The organism is Microvirga massiliensis, assembly GCF_001006805.1.
GTDB classification, from domain to species: domain Bacteria; phylum Pseudomonadota; class Alphaproteobacteria; order Rhizobiales; family Beijerinckiaceae; genus Microvirga; species Microvirga massiliensis.
In genome coordinates, this window is sequence record NZ_LN811350.1 from 1,005,988 (window position 1) to 1,023,161 (window position 17,174).

15 protein-coding genes are annotated in these 17,174 nt (G+C 63.6%); 9 read left to right on the plus strand and 6 right to left on the minus strand.

Going from position 1 to position 17,174, the window contains the following annotated elements; all coding sequences use genetic code 11:
* Positions 1–724: 724 nt before the first annotated feature.
* The 6 genes from BN1233_RS04645 to BN1233_RS04670 form a co-directional block, all read right to left on the minus strand.
* Positions 725–1,657: a glycoside hydrolase 5 family protein gene (locus tag BN1233_RS04645; RefSeq protein ID WP_046862188.1), complete on the minus strand. Its 933-nt coding sequence runs from the start codon at positions 1,655–1,657 to the stop codon at positions 725–727.
* 95 nt (positions 1,658–1,752) lie between these two features.
* Positions 1,753–2,523 carry a TIGR04290 family methyltransferase gene (locus tag BN1233_RS04650; RefSeq protein ID WP_046862189.1) on the minus strand — a complete coding sequence of 257 codons (771 nt, stop codon included), beginning with the start codon at positions 2,521–2,523 and terminating at the stop codon, positions 1,753–1,755.
* Positions 2,524–2,533: 10 nt separating this feature from the next.
* Positions 2,534–3,346: a sugar phosphate nucleotidyltransferase gene (locus BN1233_RS04655; RefSeq protein ID WP_046862190.1), complete on the minus strand. Its 813-nt coding sequence runs from the start codon at positions 3,344–3,346 to the stop codon at positions 2,534–2,536.
* Positions 3,347–3,429: 83 nt separating this feature from the next.
* Positions 3,430–4,527: a CgeB family protein gene (locus tag BN1233_RS04660; protein WP_046862191.1), complete on the minus strand. Its 1,098-nt coding sequence runs from the start codon at positions 4,525–4,527 to the stop codon at positions 3,430–3,432.
* A 220-nt stretch (positions 4,528–4,747) separates the two neighbouring features.
* A complete protein-coding gene (locus tag BN1233_RS04665) occupies positions 4,748–5,341 on the minus strand; it encodes a histidine phosphatase family protein (protein WP_046862192.1) in 594 nt (197 codons plus the stop codon).
* A gap of 17 nt (positions 5,342–5,358) precedes the next feature.
* Entirely contained in the window at positions 5,359–6,441 is a 1,083-nt protein-coding gene (locus BN1233_RS04670) for an inositol-3-phosphate synthase (RefSeq protein ID WP_046862193.1), read from the minus strand.
* A 397-nt stretch (positions 6,442–6,838) separates the two neighbouring features.
* Here BN1233_RS04670 and BN1233_RS04675 point away from each other — a divergent pair, with 397 nt between their 5' ends.
* The 9 genes from BN1233_RS04675 (at position 6,839) to BN1233_RS04715 (ending at position 17,153) form a co-directional block, all read left to right on the plus strand.
* Complete coding sequence (locus BN1233_RS04675; protein ID WP_046862194.1) at positions 6,839–7,951, plus strand: SDR family NAD(P)-dependent oxidoreductase; 1,113 nt, start codon at positions 6,839–6,841, stop codon at positions 7,949–7,951.
* A complete protein-coding gene (locus BN1233_RS04680) occupies positions 7,948–9,060 on the plus strand; it encodes an SDR family NAD(P)-dependent oxidoreductase (RefSeq protein ID WP_046862195.1) in 1,113 nt (370 codons plus the stop codon). Before BN1233_RS04675 ends, BN1233_RS04680 begins: the two co-directional genes overlap by 4 nt.
* A gap of 130 nt (positions 9,061–9,190) precedes the next feature.
* Positions 9,191–10,399 carry a glycosyltransferase family 4 protein gene (locus tag BN1233_RS04685; RefSeq protein WP_082145146.1) on the plus strand — a complete coding sequence of 403 codons (1,209 nt, stop codon included), beginning with the start codon at positions 9,191–9,193 and terminating at the stop codon, positions 10,397–10,399.
* The gene (locus BN1233_RS04690) at positions 10,396–11,508 is read left to right on the plus strand and encodes a CgeB family protein (RefSeq protein WP_046862196.1); all 1,113 of its coding nucleotides are present in this window, start codon (positions 10,396–10,398) and stop codon (positions 11,506–11,508) included. The genes BN1233_RS04685 and BN1233_RS04690 overlap by 4 nt, the downstream gene beginning before the upstream one ends.
* A complete protein-coding gene (locus BN1233_RS04695) occupies positions 11,505–12,599 on the plus strand; it encodes a CgeB family protein (protein ID WP_046862197.1) in 1,095 nt (364 codons plus the stop codon). The genes BN1233_RS04690 and BN1233_RS04695 overlap by 4 nt, the downstream gene beginning before the upstream one ends.
* Entirely contained in the window at positions 12,596–13,705 is a 1,110-nt protein-coding gene (locus tag BN1233_RS04700; RefSeq protein WP_046862198.1) for a CgeB family protein, read from the plus strand. Before BN1233_RS04695 ends, BN1233_RS04700 begins: the two co-directional genes overlap by 4 nt.
* 105 nt (positions 13,706–13,810) lie before the next feature.
* Positions 13,811–14,836 (plus strand): UDP-glucuronic acid decarboxylase family protein, encoded by a 1,026-nt coding sequence (locus BN1233_RS04705; protein WP_046862199.1) that lies wholly within the window; start codon positions 13,811–13,813, stop codon positions 14,834–14,836.
* 23 nt (positions 14,837–14,859) lie between these two features.
* A complete protein-coding gene (locus BN1233_RS04710) occupies positions 14,860–15,390 on the plus strand; it encodes a protein-tyrosine phosphatase family protein (protein ID WP_046862200.1) in 531 nt (176 codons plus the stop codon).
* Positions 15,390–17,153, plus strand: a complete 1,764-nt coding sequence (locus tag BN1233_RS04715; RefSeq protein ID WP_046862201.1) for a hypothetical protein — start codon at positions 15,390–15,392, stop codon at positions 17,151–17,153. Before BN1233_RS04710 ends, BN1233_RS04715 begins: the two co-directional genes overlap by 1 nt.
* The last annotated feature ends 21 nt before the right edge of the window (positions 17,154–17,174 follow it).

A 17,174-nucleotide genomic window follows, 5' to 3' on the forward strand; every position in this document is an offset into this window, starting at 1 on the left:
GATTTCGAGAGCAGGCCCAAGGGCTTGGCAGCGCCCTCTCCGGAGGGCGGAGCCGATGGTGCCGGAGGGTTACCGCCGCGCGCGATGCCCGTTGCCGCATCTTCGGGGAAAAGTCCATCTCTCGCTTTGAAGCGTTAGGGCGCGACTGATGGAGAGCGCGTCCGAACTCCGCCCGGGTCGAATGGCGGAGGCTACGATCGGTTCGTCTCAGGTGATGCACATGGCTGTTATGACGGAGCCAAGCGGTGCAACCTGTCTACAATGCGGGCGACGGGGCCAGGACAAACGACACGAGCGGCACAGGCAGGAGGAATGATGATACCGATACGGCGATCATCGAGGCTTGTTCCGAGACTGGCATTTCCGAGAGCCGCTGATCGCCGCGGATCAGCATCGCAATCCAAGCCTAACCGGAAATCGCCGAAGACCCCGTGAGATCGCCTGCCCACTACGGCGCTGTGGAAGGCGCGCGGACAGGCGATCTCTCTGCCATCCAACTACACCACTCCAGGGGACATAACCTGAAGATGGCGCAGCGCGCAGATCACCTTTGGGTTCGTTCTGCCAAATTAGGGCGACCTCTCCCGCAAGGGTCGAGGTGATGAGCGAGCGGCCGCCGCTTAACCTCTCCCTCGACGGGCAAGGTCGACGCCCGCAGGGCGGCGGGTGAGGGTGGCAGCGCCGACACTTCAAAAACAAGCAACCAAAGCCTCACCACTTCACACTACACGGCAAGCGCCTCCCGTCGACCTGCAACCGTATCACTACGGCCGGGAGCATAGCGCCGGATCATCGTTGCGCAGAACTCGGCGAATTCCTCCTTCACCTGCGGCGGGCTCGTGTGATGGGGGGCAATGCCGCGATGCTCCGGGGTGAAGCAGAACGTGACGGTCACGTTGAAATCGGCCAGTGCTTCCATCTGCCTGTCGAACCAGTCGAGCGCATTCGGGCGGAAGCTGTCGGCCCATGACAGCCCGGTTCGCAAATACGTAACGCCGAGTTCTTTCATCCAGGCAACGGCGTCGTCGAGGCGGTGGTCTTCGAAATGGAACCACTGGCACAGCCCGAGTTCCGGTGCGTGTTTCCTGAAGGCTTCGAGGGCCGGCTTCGGCGTGCCGTTCTCACGCAGGAGTCCCATGTAGAAATGCCGGTAGTAGGAGGAACCTTCTGCTTCGCGGTGGCGGGTCGTGGCTTCCCACGCGCGCGGCAGGTCGTAGAGGCTGTACCAGTGGATGCGCGGCGCGCGGCCGATGAGGAGTTCCGCCGTCCGGTCGAGTCCCCAGACCTGCACCTCTTCCGCACCGAAGGTCGACACTCCGACTTCGCTGACCCAGATCGGCTTGTCCGTCACGGCGCGGATCTCGTTGATCTTGTCCGGCCATTCATGGATCTGCCACAGGTTCCAGTCGAGGGGGAAGCCATGCACGGCGACCACGTCCATGTGGTCGAGGACGCCTTTTCGTTGCAGATTGACGATGAAGGCCGGGTCGATCGGCGAGATTCCACCGAGCACGCGCGGCAGAAGCGGATTCTCGGCATGAATAGCGCGCGATGCGGAGATCGCCATTTCGGCGAACAGCGTCCAATCCGGATCGAGCTCGGGGTCCCAATGGGACTTGTTGTTGGGTTCGTTCCAGATCATCGCAGCTTCGATCATGCGCAACTCCCTCCCGGCGGATAGGCCGCGCCGATGCCATGAGGCGTCTCGGCGCGGATCATGTTCGTGGGTTTACCTGAGCCCATGAGGCGCCGTCATGGGCAAGCGCCTCGCGATGGGTAGACCGCACTCGTGCCGTGGGGCGCCTCGGTGCGGCGGCAGATATAGACCTCGCTTTCGGGGTGACCCACGATCTCGAAGCCGGAGCTTCGAAGCATGGCTTCCGCGCAGGCTGCGTTCGGCGCCCACCAGTTCGTCGGATCATCCGCGTAGCGGTGCTCGATGAAATGCAGCTTGGGATATCCCGGCCGTTCGAAATGCGCAGTCTCCCAGAACGTATAGTTCTCCGCCACCTCGTCGACTTCCGGTGAGCCGCGCTGCATCGACTGGAAGACGAGCATGTCCTTCGCGACATGATCGTGGATGAGATCGAGTGCCAGCAGCGGATGCCTCAGATGATAGAGAACACCCATGAAGAGCACGACATCGAAGCGCTCCTGGAGTGCGCCGACGTCGTAGACCGAAAGCTTTCGAAACTCGATATCCAGCCCGGTTACATCCGCGGCAAAGCGGGCCTGCGCGAGGTAGTCCTCGTCGAAGTCAATCCCGAGGACACGATCGGCGCCGCGCTTCTTCATTTCCAGAGAGTAGAAGCCACCATTGCATCCGATATCGAGCACCGTCTTTCCGGTTAGATCCTTGGGGATCTCGTCCGCGAAAGCACGCCACTTCACTGCGGGATAATTTCCTAGAAAGTGATTCGGCGCCGTCCAGACTCCGCGGAGTTCGATGTTGTGAAACCAGGGGCCGAGCGCCTCTGCGCGACGGCGGATGTCTTCGGGCGAAGTCGGCTCGATCAGATTCATGGCTCCTGCACTACTCCCTGGCTGCATCATGCAATCCCTGACCTGCGCGACCCGCGGGCCAGCCCAGTGCTACGCGCGCTCCCGCCGTCTCGTCCCGCTCGGCGGTATCGGCGAGCAGCCTGATCGCAGCACGGTATCCGTGCAATGTACCGACATCGACATAGGATCGGCCTGCCTTTATGCCGATAGCCTTGTGGCCCGCGGCGAGATGAGCATTCACGAGCGTTCCGAAATATTCGTCCTTGCGGTCGCGATCGCGCCAGAGGCTATGCAGATCGTGCAGCACATGCCCGGGCATCTTGAAGGCACCCCAGACCCAAGGTGATGCGGCATTCCTCTGCTTCACCTGAATCTCCAGCACGCCATCGTTCTCGTCGAGAAGGACCGCGTCGAAGAATTCAGGCTGCTCGACCGGGAAGAGCAGGAAGGACAGGATATCGTCGGGCAGGGCCGACAACGCGTCCTCGGGGAACCAGATCGTATCAGGGAGGCCGACGATCACCTGATCGTCTTGCGCAATGAGTGCAGCGGCACGAAAGATAGCATCGCACAGACCCATCGGCTGCGGTTGGACGACGTAGGCGATCGAGGCACTGCCATAGCCAGCGCCGTAATACTCCATGATGTCGGATTTGCCTGGCGAGATGACGAAGCAGATCTTGTCGGCGCCTCCGCGGATCATGCGTTCGACGAGATACTCGCTGACGGCACAGGGGCGCTCGATACCGTGATCGAGACGGCTGCCGACCGGCAGGAGTTCCTTCGAGAAGGCGAGGGGTTGAATACGGCTCCCAAGGCCTGCCGCCGGCACAATTCCCCACATCTTACACCTCCAGGACTGACCCGCGCAGCCGATGCTCGACCGGAAAGGTCGATGATGCGTCGAGCTTCGCTAGTCGGCACATGTCACGCCTCCAATGCTGCGTCGTGCGGGCGTAGCTCGGCAGGCGTCGCCAGGAGAGCCTCGAGTTCCTCGACACGCCGCTCCGACGTATGCTCCTCGAGGGTGCGCTCCCGGCCTGCTCGAGCAATGCGGCGGAGTTCGGAATCGCCCTTGTCCAGTGCGGCGATCGTATCCTCGCTCGTCCGCGCGACCAGGATCTCGCTCCCTGGCGTGAAGAATGCATCGAGCCCTTCCCAGTCGTCGGACAGGATCGCTGCTCCACAGGAGGCCGCCTCGAAAAGACGACCAGAGGGACACCAGCCCATTGCAGCCATCGGGGCACGGGTGACGTTCAAGGTCAGTCGCGACGACGAGAAGAAGGCTGGATGATCCGATGGCGGTGTGTGGCGAACGAAGAAGATGTTCTCCGACCAGGGGAAGTCGGGCGGGTATTGCGCACCGCCGATCAGGAACCTGCGTTCGGGGCACCGGCGTGCCGGCTCCACGAAAAGGGCTTCGAGAGCATCCTGGCGATCCGCCGCATAGGTCCCGAGATAGGACAGGTCGGCCCGAAAATGGTCAACCGGCGTTGCGGGTCGGTGGATTTGGGGATCGACATGCCCGTAGAGCGGGGCAACCCGGCGGGCGCCGAGGTCGCGTGCGAGCCGCTCCAGTGCAGCTCCGCCGGTATAGCTCAGAACCAGATCGAAATCCCTGAGGCCCTGCGCTCCGATATAGGTGGTCGTCTCCCCGGCGGCGAGGCGCGAGAGGGTGACAGGCGTGTCGAGATCATAGAACGTCCGGCATCCCCGGCCGTGTTCGACGACGAGCTCGGTCGCCTCGATTCCGTGCGGACAATAGGAGGTCACGATGGCAGCGTCGGCATCTGCGACTTCGGCCGCGGCCCTGTATCGAACATCCTCCCAGGCTCCGTAGAGCACGAGATCGTGTCCCTCGATCTCCCAGAGATCGCGATTTTGGGCATAGTAGGGGACATCGTGCTCGAAGAAGACGAGGCGGTGGCCGCGCCGGGCGAGCGCGCGGGCGAGACCACGCCACAGGGTTGCGTGTCCGTTGCCCCACGACGACGAGATGGTCAGCCCGAAGACGACGAGCTTCATCGGGAGCCCTCGGAGCCGTGGAGCGCCCCCGTGGACCCGGTACTTGATCGCAAGGCATCGCCTCCGACACGCTCCTGCCCGTACCGCCGAAGTGCCGGGGCCGCGATCGCCAATCCGACGCAATCAGGGCGGTGATCGTGCTCGGCAGCTTCAGACGGAAGCCATGAAATCCCCGACTCTCGAGACATGACGTGCCAACGGAGAAAGGCAGGATCCATCATCAGACCGCTTCGTTCAGGCGCAGGAGGCGGGATCCCCAGTCGCCCAGGACGAGCGTGCTGATCGAGGCCGGATCGATGTCGAAGCGCCCGTAATGGTCCAGCGAGAGCCCCAGATGGTACAGGATCGCCGCCTTGATGACGTCGCCGTGACTGACGAGAAGGACGGACGCCTCGCCATAGCGACGCCGCAGACTTTCCATTGCCGAGAGCATGCGGCTCTGCACCTGCTGCATCGTCTCGCCGCCCGGTGGGCGCGATGAGCCGCGGGATTCGTTCCAGCGCACCCACTCCGGGTCGTCTGAGAGGCTCTCGAACGATTGCCCCGTCCACGCCCCGAAGTCGATTTCCGTGATCCCGTCGCAAGTCTCCGCCGCCAAGTCGCAGCGTGACGCGATGGGATCCGCGGTTTCCCGGGCTCGTTCGAGGGGCGATGTCCAGATCGCGGCAAGTCGCGATCCGGAGAAGCGATCGGCCAAGCGCGCAGCCTCCCGGCGCCCCTGCTCCCCGAGAGAGACGCCGGGCATGCGACCACAGAGGATGCGCCCGACGCGATCGTGCGTGGCATGGCGGACGAGAAAGAATGTCGTCGTCACGACAGACCTCTTTCGCCTCAATCGTCATGGCCTGCGATGAACCGGATGGTCCGCTCGCGCGCCTCGGTGTCCGTGAACTGCTCCGGGGGCGATTTCATGAAATAGCTCGAGGGGCCGATGAGAGCGCCGCCGATCTTCCGGTCCAAAGCCAGCTTGGCGCACCGCACGGCATCGATCACGATCCCGGCCGAGTTCGGAGAATCCCAGACCTCTAGCTTCACTTCGAGATTGAGCGGCACATCGCCGAAACTCGTGCCTTCCAGGCGGATGTAAGCCCATTTGCGGTCGGTCAGCCACGGTACGTGATCGCTCGGACCGACATGGATATCGCCAGGGGCCAAGGGCATGCCAAGCTGGCTCGTGACCGCCTGCGTCTTGGAGATCTTTTTCGATTCCAGGCGCTCGCGCTCGAGCATGTTCTGGAAATCCGTGTTGCCGCCGAAATTGAGCTGATAGGTGCGGTCGAGACGCACGCCCCGTTCCTGGAATAGATTGGCGAGGATCCGGTGGACGATGGTCGCCCCGACCTGGCTCTTGATGTCGTCACCGACGATGGGAAGGCCCCGCTCCTCGAAGCGCTTTCGCCAGTCCGCCCGCGATGCGAGGAAAACGGGGATACAGTTCACATAGGCGCAACCGGCTTCGAGGGCCCGTTCGGCGTACCATTCGGAAGCCTGTTGCGATCCTACGGGAAGGTAGGACACAAGCACTTCGGTGCCGGATTCTCTAAGCACGCCTGCGACGTCGGCCTGCTCCTCCTCCGACTCCGAGACCGTATCACGAAGATATTTCCCGAGGCCGTCGAAGGTCGGTCCGCGATTGACCCGGATCCCGCTGGGCGGGACATTGGCAAAGCGCTGGGTGTTGTTGGGGCCCGCGAAAATCGCCTGTGAGACGTCGAGCCCAACCTTTGCAGCATCGATATCGAACGCGGCGGAGATCTCGACGTCGCCGACGTGATACCCGCCGAGCTCCACGTTCATCAGCCCCGGCACGGGCTCATTGCCCCGAGCGTCGCGGTAATGGTGAAGGCCCTGGATGAAGGAGGAGGCGCAGTTGCCGACGCCCACGACTCCGACCCGTACCTTGCTGGCGCCCATGTCGATATTCCCTCGAGAGCAAGGCGGCAGCCGCAGAGCATGCGCCGGTCGTGCTCAATCCAGAGCCCAAAGCTTGGCCGTCAACGTCGGGACAAGGTGAGTTGTTCCCTCGATTTCTCCACGCGGCATCTGCAGCTTGGGGAGCCTTGGGAGGCATAAAGGTCGAAGCGGGGCGGGAACAAAGATGAAGCCGAGGCGTTGAGTCGCGGAAATGCCAAGCTCAGGAGGAACAATGCCCAGCTCGGCAGTCGCCGACCGATCCATGCCTGCAGACCATCGCTCGCGATAACGATTCCGCATCCTGCGGCTTTGCGCAACCTGTCCATCACTGACAGCGCATTCTGAATGCTTCCGGCGACGCTTCGTCGTCCATCGAAACTCCAGAACGAGGCCCTTCGTGGCAGAACTTGTCCTCATCACAGGCGGGGCCGGCTTCATCGGCCGATATGTGGCGCGAGCCTGTCTGGCCCGTGGTCATCGCGTCCGCGTCATCGACAGCCTCATCGAGCAGGTCCACGGCAGCCGTGCCGCACCCGAGGGTCTCGATCGTGAGGTCGAGATGGTCGTGGGCGACATACGGGATACGGATGTCCTGTCCCGGGCTCTGAGGGGTGTAGACAGCGTCATCCACCTCGCCGCCGAGGTTGGCGTCGGGCAGAGCATGTACGCGGTCGACCGGTACGTCTCCGTCAACGACCACGGGACGGCCGTGCTCTTTCAGCAGCTCATCGACCAGCCCGTCCGGCGAGTGGTCGTCGCCTCGTCGATGAGCATTTATGGAGAGGGCCTCTATCGTGATGCCGATGGTCGGATCATCGAGGATGTTGTCCGCGTGCCGCGTGCCCGGCCAGGCGACCCCTGGGATCCGCTGGATCGCCAGGGCCGGCCTCTCGTGCCCATCCCAACGCCGGAATCGAAGCGCCCGACGCTCGCCTCCGTCTATGCGCTCACGAAATACGTTCAGGAGCGTCTGACGCTCACCCTGACTCAGGCCTATGGAATGGAGGGCGTCGCGCTCCGGCTCTGGAACGCCTATGGTCCCGGTCAGGCGCTCTCGAACCCCTATACCGGCGTCCTTGCGATCTTCGCATCGCGCCTGCACAACGGTCAGCCACCGATCATCTTCGAGGATGGCGAGCAGCGGCGGGATTTCGTCCATGTCGAGGATGTCGCCGAGGCATTCGTGCTCGGCCTCGAGCACGAGCGGGCGCCCGGCGGGGTCTTCAACGTCGGAAGCGGCGAGGATCGTTCCGTCAGCGAGGTCGCGAGACTCCTCGCGTCGGCGATGGACCGGCCCATCGCTCCCGAAATCGCCGGCAAGGCGCGCGTCGGCGACATCCGACACTGCATCGCAGATATTTCCTCCATCACCCGGGAACTCGGATTCCGGCCGCGGAAGGATTTCTCACGGGGACTTGCCGAACTTGCCGAGTGGGTTGCCCGGCAGGAAGCGCGGGACCGTGTTCAGGAGGCGCGGCGCGAACTCGAAGCGCGAGGCCTCGTCGCATGACCGACGCCACGTCACCCGTGAAACCGACTGTCCTGCGCCGAAGGCCGATCCTCATCACCGGCGGAGCCGGTTTCATCGGGTCGAATCTGGCGGATCGGCTCGCGTCTGAGGGCAGGGACGTCCTCGTCCTCGATGCCCTTTCGCGCGAAGGCGTCGAGCGCAATTTGGCCTGGCTCAAGAGCCGCCATCCCGAACGGATCTCGTCGGTGATCGCCGATATCCGGGACGAGGCTGCCGTCGCAAATGCCGCGGCCGAGGCGCAGGCGGTGTTTCACCTTGCGGCGCAGGTGGCGGTCACGACGAGTCTGGACAATCCCCGCGAGGATTTCGACATCAATCTTCGTGGCACGATCCACCTGCTCGAAGCCCTGCGGCGGCGAAATGAGCGCACGCCGCTCCTCTTCGCTTCCACCAACAAGGTCTATGGAGATCTGGCGGACGTCGTGCTTGAGAGGACCGGCGATGCCTACCTGCCGGCCGATGTTTCGCTCCGCGGCACGGGCATCGGCGAGGACAGGCCTCTCGATTTCCATACGCCGTATGGTTGCTCGAAGGGGGCAGCCGATCAGTATGTGCTCGATTATGCGCGATCCTTCGGCGTTCCGACCTGTGTGCTCCGGATGAGTTGCATCTACGGGCAGCGCCAGATGGGAACCGAAGATCAAGGCTGGGTCGCCCATTTCCTGATTCGTGCGCTCAAGGGTGAGCCGATCGTCATCTACGGCGATGGTTGTCAGGTTCGCGATGTCCTCGATGTGCAGGACGCCATCGAAGCCTATGTGAATGCCTGGATGCGGATTGATCGTGTCGCGGGCCATGCATTCAATCTCGGAGGAGGAACCGCGAACGCCATCAGCCTGCGCCAACTTCTTGCCTATATGGAAAGCCTTCTCGGTCAGCGCGTGGCCACGAACTTCTCCGATTGGAGGGCGGGCGACCAGCGCTACTACGTTTCCGATACGCGCCGAGCGCATCAGCAACTCGGATTGCGGACGCCCCGTCCGTGGAAAGACGGCATTGCAGCGCTCCTGGCTTGGCTTCGCGAAGAGAACGCGCCGGTGCGTCGGCAACGGGCCGCTCCACTGCATCGTGCCGAGGCACGGCCGTGACGCGGGCACTTACTCATCGCGAGCTACGTACCAGGGCTCGGGTGAGCGCACGTCGCGCGGGATCCTGTTGCAGTCGGCCTCATCACGCTGATGCGCTAAGACGCACCCACCTCAGCGCTGCCCAGAAGAGATGTCCGGGACCTCTGATCTGTCCGGTGATCCAGTGTCTGCGCGGATAGCGGCATCCGACTTTGTGCCGCGGCGAATTCTCATCACCGCCGACGCGGTTGGTGGTGTCTGGACACACGCGATCGATGTCGCCGCGGGATTACGACAGCATGGGATCGAGGTCATTCTCGCTGTGCTCGGCCCGGGCCCTTCGGGAGCGGAGATGGCTCGCGCCCGGCATATTGCGGATGTGGTCTCGTTGCCGCTCCCGCTCGACTGGACGGCACAACATCCTGCTGAAATCGAAGCGGCTGCTCGCGAAGTCTCCCGTCTCGCTGCGGATGTATCGGCGGATCTCGTGCACCTCAATTCGCCGGCTCTTGCAGCCTATGGGCATTTTCGGGCGCCGGTCGTCGCGCTCGCCCATTCCTGTGTTGCAACCTGGTGGGATGCCGTTCGCACGGGTCCGCTGCCGCAGGATTTCGAGTGGCGCACGGAGCTCATCGGCCGCGGCTATAGCAATGCCTCGATTGTCGTCGCCCCAAGTGAAGCCTTCGCCAAGGCGACGGCCAGTCGCTATGAACTGGCTGCCGTTCGCACCGTTCACAACGGCCGTGCGGCGCCGGCTTCCCTAGAGAGCGACATCGACTCGAAAGCAGGCTCGGGGGGGGACGATCACGCCGCGAGTGCGGAGTCCCTGTTCGTCCTGACTGCTGGTCGATTGTGGGACGAGGGGAAGAATGTCGCTACACTCGATGCCATAGCTGACCGCGTATCCGTTCCGGTCTTCGCGGCTGGTCCGCTTGCCGGGCCGCAGGGAGGCGGCTTCGGATCGCAGCGGCTGCAGACTCTCGGCCTCCTCTCCGAGCCTGCGCTCCGTAGGCTCTATGCAAAGCAGCCGATCTTCGCATCTCCTGCGCTCTACGAGCCGTTCGGCCTTGCCGTTCTCGAGGCAGCCCAGGCCGGATGCCCGCTCGTTCTTTCTGATATCCCGACCTTCCGCGAGTTGTGGGACGGCGCGGCGATCTTCGTGCCGGCCCGGGACGAGGCCGCGCTCGCCTCGGCCATCGACGAGCTTGCTACAGATTCTGACCGCCGTGCAAGGATGGGAGAGGCGGCACGCGAACGTGCGCTGCGCTTCACGCCGGAGCGAATGGTTGCCGGACTCCTCGATGTTTACCGAACCGTACTCTCCACGCCTGCCCGGAAGATGAAGGAAGTCGCGGCTTGAGGATCGTCTACTTCACCCACACCTTGGCATCGTGCTGGAATCATGGAAATGCCCATTTCCTGCGAGGCGTCCTACGCGATCTGGTGCACAGAGGCCACGAGGTCAATGCTTATGAGCCGCCCGATCCCTGGAGCCTGGCGAACATGCTGGCGGACCACGGCCCGGATAGTCTGGATCCTTTCCGCCATTTCTATCCCGAACTGAAGTCGCAGGCCCTCCCTCCGGATGCGGATCTGGAGCAACGGCTCGCGGATGCGGACGCTGTGCTCGTTCACGAGTGGAACGATCCCACGCTTGTGGCAGCAATTGGAGCTCTGCGGAAGCGCGGGGCGCGATTCACGCTCCTCTTCCACGATACTCACCATCGTGCAGTCAGCGATCCGCAAGCGATCCGCCAGTTCGATCTTTCAGGCTATGACGGAGTACTCGCCTTCGGCGAGGCTCTCGCCGAGGTTTACCGCAGCTGGGGCTGGGGTTCGCGCGTTTTCGTCTGGCACGAGGCGGCTGATACGCGGCTCTTCCGACCGCCGCTCCACGAGGGAGAGCGGCATGGCCTCGTGTGGATCGGAAACTGGGGTGACGACGAGCGAAGCGAGGAATTGGAACACTTCCTGCTTCATCCTGCTCGTGCGGCCGGCTTGCCTCTCGACATCTATGGGGTTCGCTATCCGAACCATGCCCTTGCCATGCTGGCGCGCTATGGTGCGCACTATCGTGGATGGCTGCCGAATCCGCGGGCGCCGGAGATCTTCGCACGACATCTCGCGACGGTTCATGTCCCGAGGCGATTCTATGTCGATCTCCTGCCGGGAATCCCGACCATCCGGGTCTTCGAAGCGCTCGCCTGCGGGATCCCGCTGATTTCGGCACCATGGGAGGATGCCGAGGGCCTCTTCCGTCCGGGCGAAGATTATCTCGTCGCGCGAGACGGGAACGACATGCTGTCCCACATGCGTGCAGTTGCGAGAGATGCCGCTCTTCGCGAGTCCCTCCAGGCGAACGGGCTCGAGGCGATCCGCGCTCGTCATTCGTGCGTGCACCGGGCCGAACAGCTTCTCGGCATCCTCGCCAAACTCGGCACTACCGCGTCCCTGGAGTTGTCTGCATGAAGATTGCGTTCTACGGATCGAGTCTCCTGTCCTCGTACTGGAACGGTGCGGCCACATATTACCGCGGTTTGCTCAGCGATCTCGCACGCCGTGGGTACAGGATCACATTCTACGAGCCGGATGCATTCGACCGGCAGCAGCATCGGGATATCGACCCCCCTAACTGGGCGGAAGTGAAAGTCTACCCGGCTAACATCGAGGCAATGCGCGCCGTGGTCGCGGAAGCGGCGCGCGCCGATATCGTCGTCAAGGCATCCGGTGTCGGCGTCTTCGACACGGAACTCCTCGAAGGAGTCGTCGCGGCTTCGCAACCGGACGCGATCCGGATTTTCTGGGATGTCGATGCTCCGGCGACCTTGGCCGAGCTGCGCGCCGATCCCGGGCACGCGCTGCATCGCGCGATGCCGAGCCTCGACCTGGTATTCACTTATGGCGGTGGCCCGCCGGTCGTCGCCGGCTATCGGAGCTTCGGCGCCCGAACCTGCATTCCGATCTACAATGCGCTCGATCCGAGCACGCATTACCCCGTGCCCGCAGAGGAGCGGTTCGTGGCCGATCTAGCCTTCCTGGGCAACAGGCTCCCTGATCGTGAGGCTCGCGTCGAGGAGTTCTTCCTCAGGCCGGCAGCGGATCTCCCGGAGCGCAGCTTCCTGATCGGCGGCAACGGCTGGGAAACCAAGGCCATGCCACCGAATGTGAGGTCGTTGGGGCACGTCTACACGCGTGAGCATAACGCCTTTAACACGAGTCCGCTTGCCGTCCTGAACATCGCGCGTGACTCGATGGCGACGACCGGATTCTCTCCAGCGACACGCGTTTTCGAGGCAGCGGGGGCGGGAGCCTGCCTGATCACCGATGCCTGGATCGGGCTCGAACTCTTTCTGAAAGATGGCGAGGAGGTGCTCGTTGCTCGAGACGGAAAGGATGTGGCGGAGCATGTGGCCGCTTTGACGCCCGCTCGCGCCGCTGCAATCGGGCAGGCCGCCCGGAGCAGAATTCTCGCCGAGCACACTTACACGAGGCGTGGCACGGAGGTCGATGCGATCCTGCGCAAAATGGTGCTGGAGAAGCAACAGAGGAGTGTCGCGTGAAAGCGGGTCTCCAGATCGTTGTGCTCGGCCTCTCGCTCTCTTCGTCTTGGGGCAATGGTCATGCCACGACCTTCCGTGCGCTCCTGAAGGCATGCTCGCAGCGAGGGCACGATATTCTCTTTCTCGAGCGCGATGTCCCTTGGTATGCGGCACATCGGGATCTCGAGAGGCCGCCCTATTGTGAACTCGCATTCTATTCGAGCCTCAAGGAGCTGCCTCGGTTCCGTGAGCGCATCGCGCAGGCCGATGCCGTGATCGTCGGCTCCTATGTCCCCGATGGAGTAGCCGTCGGACGCTACGTGCAGTCGGTGGCACAAGGCGTCACCGCTTTCTATGATATCGATACGCCCGTGACGCTCGCAAAGCTGGCACGCGACGATTATGAGTATCTTTCGCCGGAACTGATCCCGGGATACGACATCTACTTCTCCTTCACGGGCGGTCCGACTCTCGGCATGATCGAGGAGCATTACGGCTCACCCGCTGCGCGAGCTCTTTATTGCTCCGTGGATCCGGAACTCTATCCAAGACTCCCGCGCGTCGAGCGCTGGGATCTCGGTTATCTCGGCACGTATAGTCCCGATCGCCAGCCGACCCTGGAACGGCTACTCCTGACGCCCGCCAGTCTTGCGCCAGATCTGCGGTTCGTCGTGGCCGGGCCGCAATACCCGGCCGACATCGTATGGCCTGCGAATGTCGAGCGGATCGAGCATGTGCCGCCTGCCGAGCACCCTGCTTTCTACGCGGCTTGCCGCTTCACGCTCAACGTGACGCGAGCCGACATGATACGCGCAGGCTTCAGCCCCAGCGTTCGTCTTTTTGAGGCAGCGGCCTGCGGAACGCCTATCATCTCCGACGATTGGGAGGGATTGGACACGGTCCTCGCTCCCGGCCGCGAGATTCACGTGGCGAAATCCGCCTCCGATGTCATCGAGGCTCTCACGAACTGGTCCGAGGAGCGCCGCATCGCGCAATCGGAGGCGGCCCGCCACCGAGTCCTGGCCGCGCACACGGCAGGACACCGGGCGAGGGCTCTCGAGGGGACCATCCTTGAATCTGTTGGTTCAAAAGCAAGGAAGCGTATCGCGATCCGGGCCCGCGCCTAGAGCTGCTGGGATTTCCTGTGGACGATATTGAACGAATGCCATGCTGCGACGTTGAGCCACGCAAGTAGCTCGAGCTCTTCAGCCGCCGTTGCGAGAGGTGCGTTTATGAAGAATGGCAGGAGTAGACATGTCCTTGTCGCGGGCGGCGCCGGGTTCGTTGGGTCTCATCTCTGCGATGCGCTGCTCGGCGAAGGAGCGCACGTCATCGTGCTCGACAACTTTCAGACAGGGCGCAGACAGAACCTTCGCCATCTCGAACGCGATCCGCGCTTCGATCTGATCGACGCCGATGTCGTGCGTCCGTTGCCGTCGCGATTGCGATCCAGCCGATTGCGCCTGGACCAAATCTATAATCTCGCCTGTGCGGCGTCGCCGGTACATTACCAGGCCGACCCGGAGCACACGATGCTGACGAGCGTCGTCGGGACGCACAATCTCTTGTCCCTAGCCGAAAAGTCAGGTGCTCGCTTTTTCCAGGCATCGACGAGTGAGGTCTATGGTGATCCCGAGATGCATCCTCAGAGCGAAACCTATTGGGGGCATGTCAACCCGACGGGGCCGCGGGCCTGCTATGACGAGGGGAAGCGGGCCGCGGAGACACTGGTCTTCGATTTCGCGCGGACCGGGCGCTGCGACGTGCGCGTCGCGCGCATCTTCAACACCTATGGACCTCGCATGCGGGCCGACGATGGCCGCGTCATTTCCAACGTGATCTGCCAGGCGCTGTCAGGCGACGATATCACGATCTATGGCGACGGAAGCCAGACCCGGTCCTTCTGCTATATCTCGGATCTCGTCGAGGGTTTCCTGCGACTCATGGAACATGAGGACACGCTTCCCGGCCCGGTGAATCTCGGGAATCCGAATGAACTCACGGTTTCCGATCTCGTGCGGCGTGTCCTGGCATTGACCGGCTCGCAGTCTTCGGTTGTCCATCGACCCTTGCCCATCGATGATCCGCGTCGACGGCGGCCGGATATCACGCGCGCCACCAAGCTGCTCGGCTGGTCGCCGCGCACTCCGCTCGAACAAGGGCTCAAGAAGACCGTTGCCTGGTTCGCCGAGGAGCACGGGCGGCCATCGGACGCGATCCGTGAGCCTGCACGGTTGAGCGGCAGCATCCCGGCCTGATCGCAGGCCTCGGCCGCCGGATCATGTCGAGCCAGCTCAATCTGACCTTCATCGAGCCGCTCCTCGCCATCGGCGGACGATTCGAGCATCATCAGACCTCCGATCTGGCCAGCGCCTTGGCCGTGAGGGCAGTCGTCGATCTGCGACTGGAAGACAGCGACGACCCGGAGATCCTCGCGTGCCACGGCATCACGTTTCTCCGTCTCCCCACGGAGGACCATGGTGCCGTCGCTCAGGACGATCTCGATCGAGGCGTGTCCTTTGCGAACCAACATCTCGATCGCGGTGAGCGCGTGCTCGTCCACTGCGAGCACGGCATCGGGCGATCGGCGACACTGGCGCTCTGCATTCTGGCCAAGCGGGGAATAGAGCCCCTCGCTGCCCTGGAACTCGCAAAGTCGAAACGCTCCCTCGTCAGCCCGAGCCCCGCTCAATACGAGGCCTGGGTGCGCTGGCTCATCCGGCATGGGATCTGCGGCTCGACCGGAGCGGCGCTTCCATCCTTCGATGCTTTCAAGGCCATTGCCTATCGCCACCTGACCGGGGCCGTCTGATGCTCGTCTTCGGGGACAGGCAACGCCGGGTCGAAACCACGGTTCTCGAAGCGGATGTCCAGGAGGCCCTCCAGCGGAGCGCTGTCTCGGATTTTGGGCTGAGCCGCCATGCCGCGCTCGTGGACGCATTTATCGCAGCGGCAAAGCTCGTGCAGGGACTTGCCGATGACGCGTTTCACCGCTCCGGTTGCGACCTGCCGGACATGGTGCCCGTGCAGGCGATGGATGCCTTGATGTCGCTGGCGGCAGGCGTCGTCACGTCCTGGCGAAGCAGCTTTGCAGAGATTCCCGTGCCGGCTCTGGCGCGTGGCTGGACCGGCCCGCACCGGAAGGTATGCACGCGTGCCGCCGAGGGATATTCCTTCTATGCCCTCTACCCGGAAGGCTACGCGGAAGCCGCATTCCGGTCGGGTCTGCCGCCGCAGACTCGAATCATCGGGATCCGGAGCATCGGTACCGGCCTTGCCGCCATCGTGGCGGCGGCGCTCGGGGCACCGGCTCCCTGGACCGTTCGGCCGAAGGGACATCCCTTCCGGAGAGAAATCGCTGTGGATCGGGAACTCTCCAGGGCGGTGATGGCAGAGAGGGACCACCTGTTCGCCGTGGTCGACGAGGGGCCCGGTCTTTCGGGAAGCTCGTTCGGCGCCGTGATCGACTGGCTGGAGGCGTGCGGCGTGGAACGGCGCCGGATCCATGTCTTTCCAGGGCATGCCGGAGACCTCGGTCCACAGGCTCACGCCGCGCACCGGGAGCGCTGGGCTACCCTGCCTCGCCATGTCGTCTCGTTCGAAGAACTGGTGCTTCAGGGCGCGAACCAAGCTCATCGCCTGTCCCGCTGGCTCGAAGACCTGGTCGGGGAGCCTGCCGCGGGAGCCCTGGAGGACATATCGGGGGGAGCATGGCGGGCGCGCCGCTATCGACATGAGGCCTACTGGCCGGCCAGCAACATCCAGCAGGAACGCCGGAAATTTCTCTTCTCCACCGGAAGCGAGACCTTCCTGGGCCGCTTCGTGGGGCTCGGAGAATCCGGTGCAGCGGCGCTGCGGCGGGCCGTGTCCCTCTCGCAGGCGGGGTTCACCCCGCCCGTCCTCGGCCTCGTCCACGGCTTCCTTGTGGAACGATGGCTGGATGGGGAAGGGCTCGACGCATCCGACGCGCCCGCGTCCGACACGGACAGGCAGGACCTGATCATCCGGATCGCGGATTATCTGGCTTTCCGCGCCTGCCACCTCCCGGCTTCGGAGGACTCAGGCGCCTCTCTGCCGGAACTCTACGAGATGGCCATGCGCAATGCCGGCCTTGCCCTCGGCCCGGAGGCGTCCGGTGCTCTCGCGGCTCTGCTCCCCGAGCCCGAGTGCCTCCCAGGTCTGCGGAGAGTCGCGACGGATAACCGGCTCATGCTTCACGAGTGGATCCGGTTGACGGGCGGGGCTCTCCTCAAGACGGATGGCGTCGACCATTGCGCCGCGCACGACCTCATCGGTTGTCAGGATGTTGCCTGGGATATTGCCGGTGCCGCAGAGGAACTCGACCTGTCGCCCGCCGAGGCGGAAATGCTTCGAACCATGGTCGAGCACCGGACCGGTTGGCCTATCCATCGGGCTATCCTCAAGACAATGCGCCTGTGCTATCTGGCCTTCCAGCTGGGCGCCTCGACGCTGGCCGCCGAATTCCTGGGTGGGAAGGAGGCGGATCGGCTGGCAACGGCCGCCCACCGCTACGGCACACGCCTCAGCAATCTTCTTGCCCAGCGCCTGGAATGAGCCGGCGGGAAATGCGGAATG

Coding starts and splice junctions, on each gene's coding strand:
- BN1233_RS04645 (WP_046862188.1), bottom strand. CDS start 1,657: ATGATCGAAGCTGCGATGATCTGGAACGAACCCAACAACAAGTCCCAT.
- BN1233_RS04650 (WP_046862189.1), bottom strand. CDS start 2,523: ATGAATCTGATCGAGCCGACTTCGCCCGAAGACATCCGCCGTCGCGCA.
- BN1233_RS04655 (WP_046862190.1), bottom strand. CDS start 3,346: ATGTGGGGAATTGTGCCGGCGGCAGGCCTTGGGAGCCGTATTCAACCC.
- BN1233_RS04660 (WP_046862191.1), bottom strand. CDS start 4,527: ATGAAGCTCGTCGTCTTCGGGCTGACCATCTCGTCGTCGTGGGGCAAC.
- BN1233_RS04670 (WP_046862193.1), bottom strand. CDS start 6,441: ATGGGCGCCAGCAAGGTACGGGTCGGAGTCGTGGGCGTCGGCAACTGC.
- BN1233_RS04680 (WP_046862195.1), top strand. CDS start 7,948: ATGACCGACGCCACGTCACCCGTGAAACCGACTGTCCTGCGCCGAAGG.
- BN1233_RS04685 (WP_082145146.1), top strand. CDS start 9,191: ATGTCCGGGACCTCTGATCTGTCCGGTGATCCAGTGTCTGCGCGGATA.
- BN1233_RS04695 (WP_046862197.1), top strand. CDS start 11,505: ATGAAGATTGCGTTCTACGGATCGAGTCTCCTGTCCTCGTACTGGAAC.
- BN1233_RS04705 (WP_046862199.1), top strand. CDS start 13,811: ATGAAGAATGGCAGGAGTAGACATGTCCTTGTCGCGGGCGGCGCCGGG.
- BN1233_RS04710 (WP_046862200.1), top strand. CDS start 14,860: ATGTCGAGCCAGCTCAATCTGACCTTCATCGAGCCGCTCCTCGCCATC.
- BN1233_RS04715 (WP_046862201.1), top strand. CDS start 15,390: ATGCTCGTCTTCGGGGACAGGCAACGCCGGGTCGAAACCACGGTTCTC.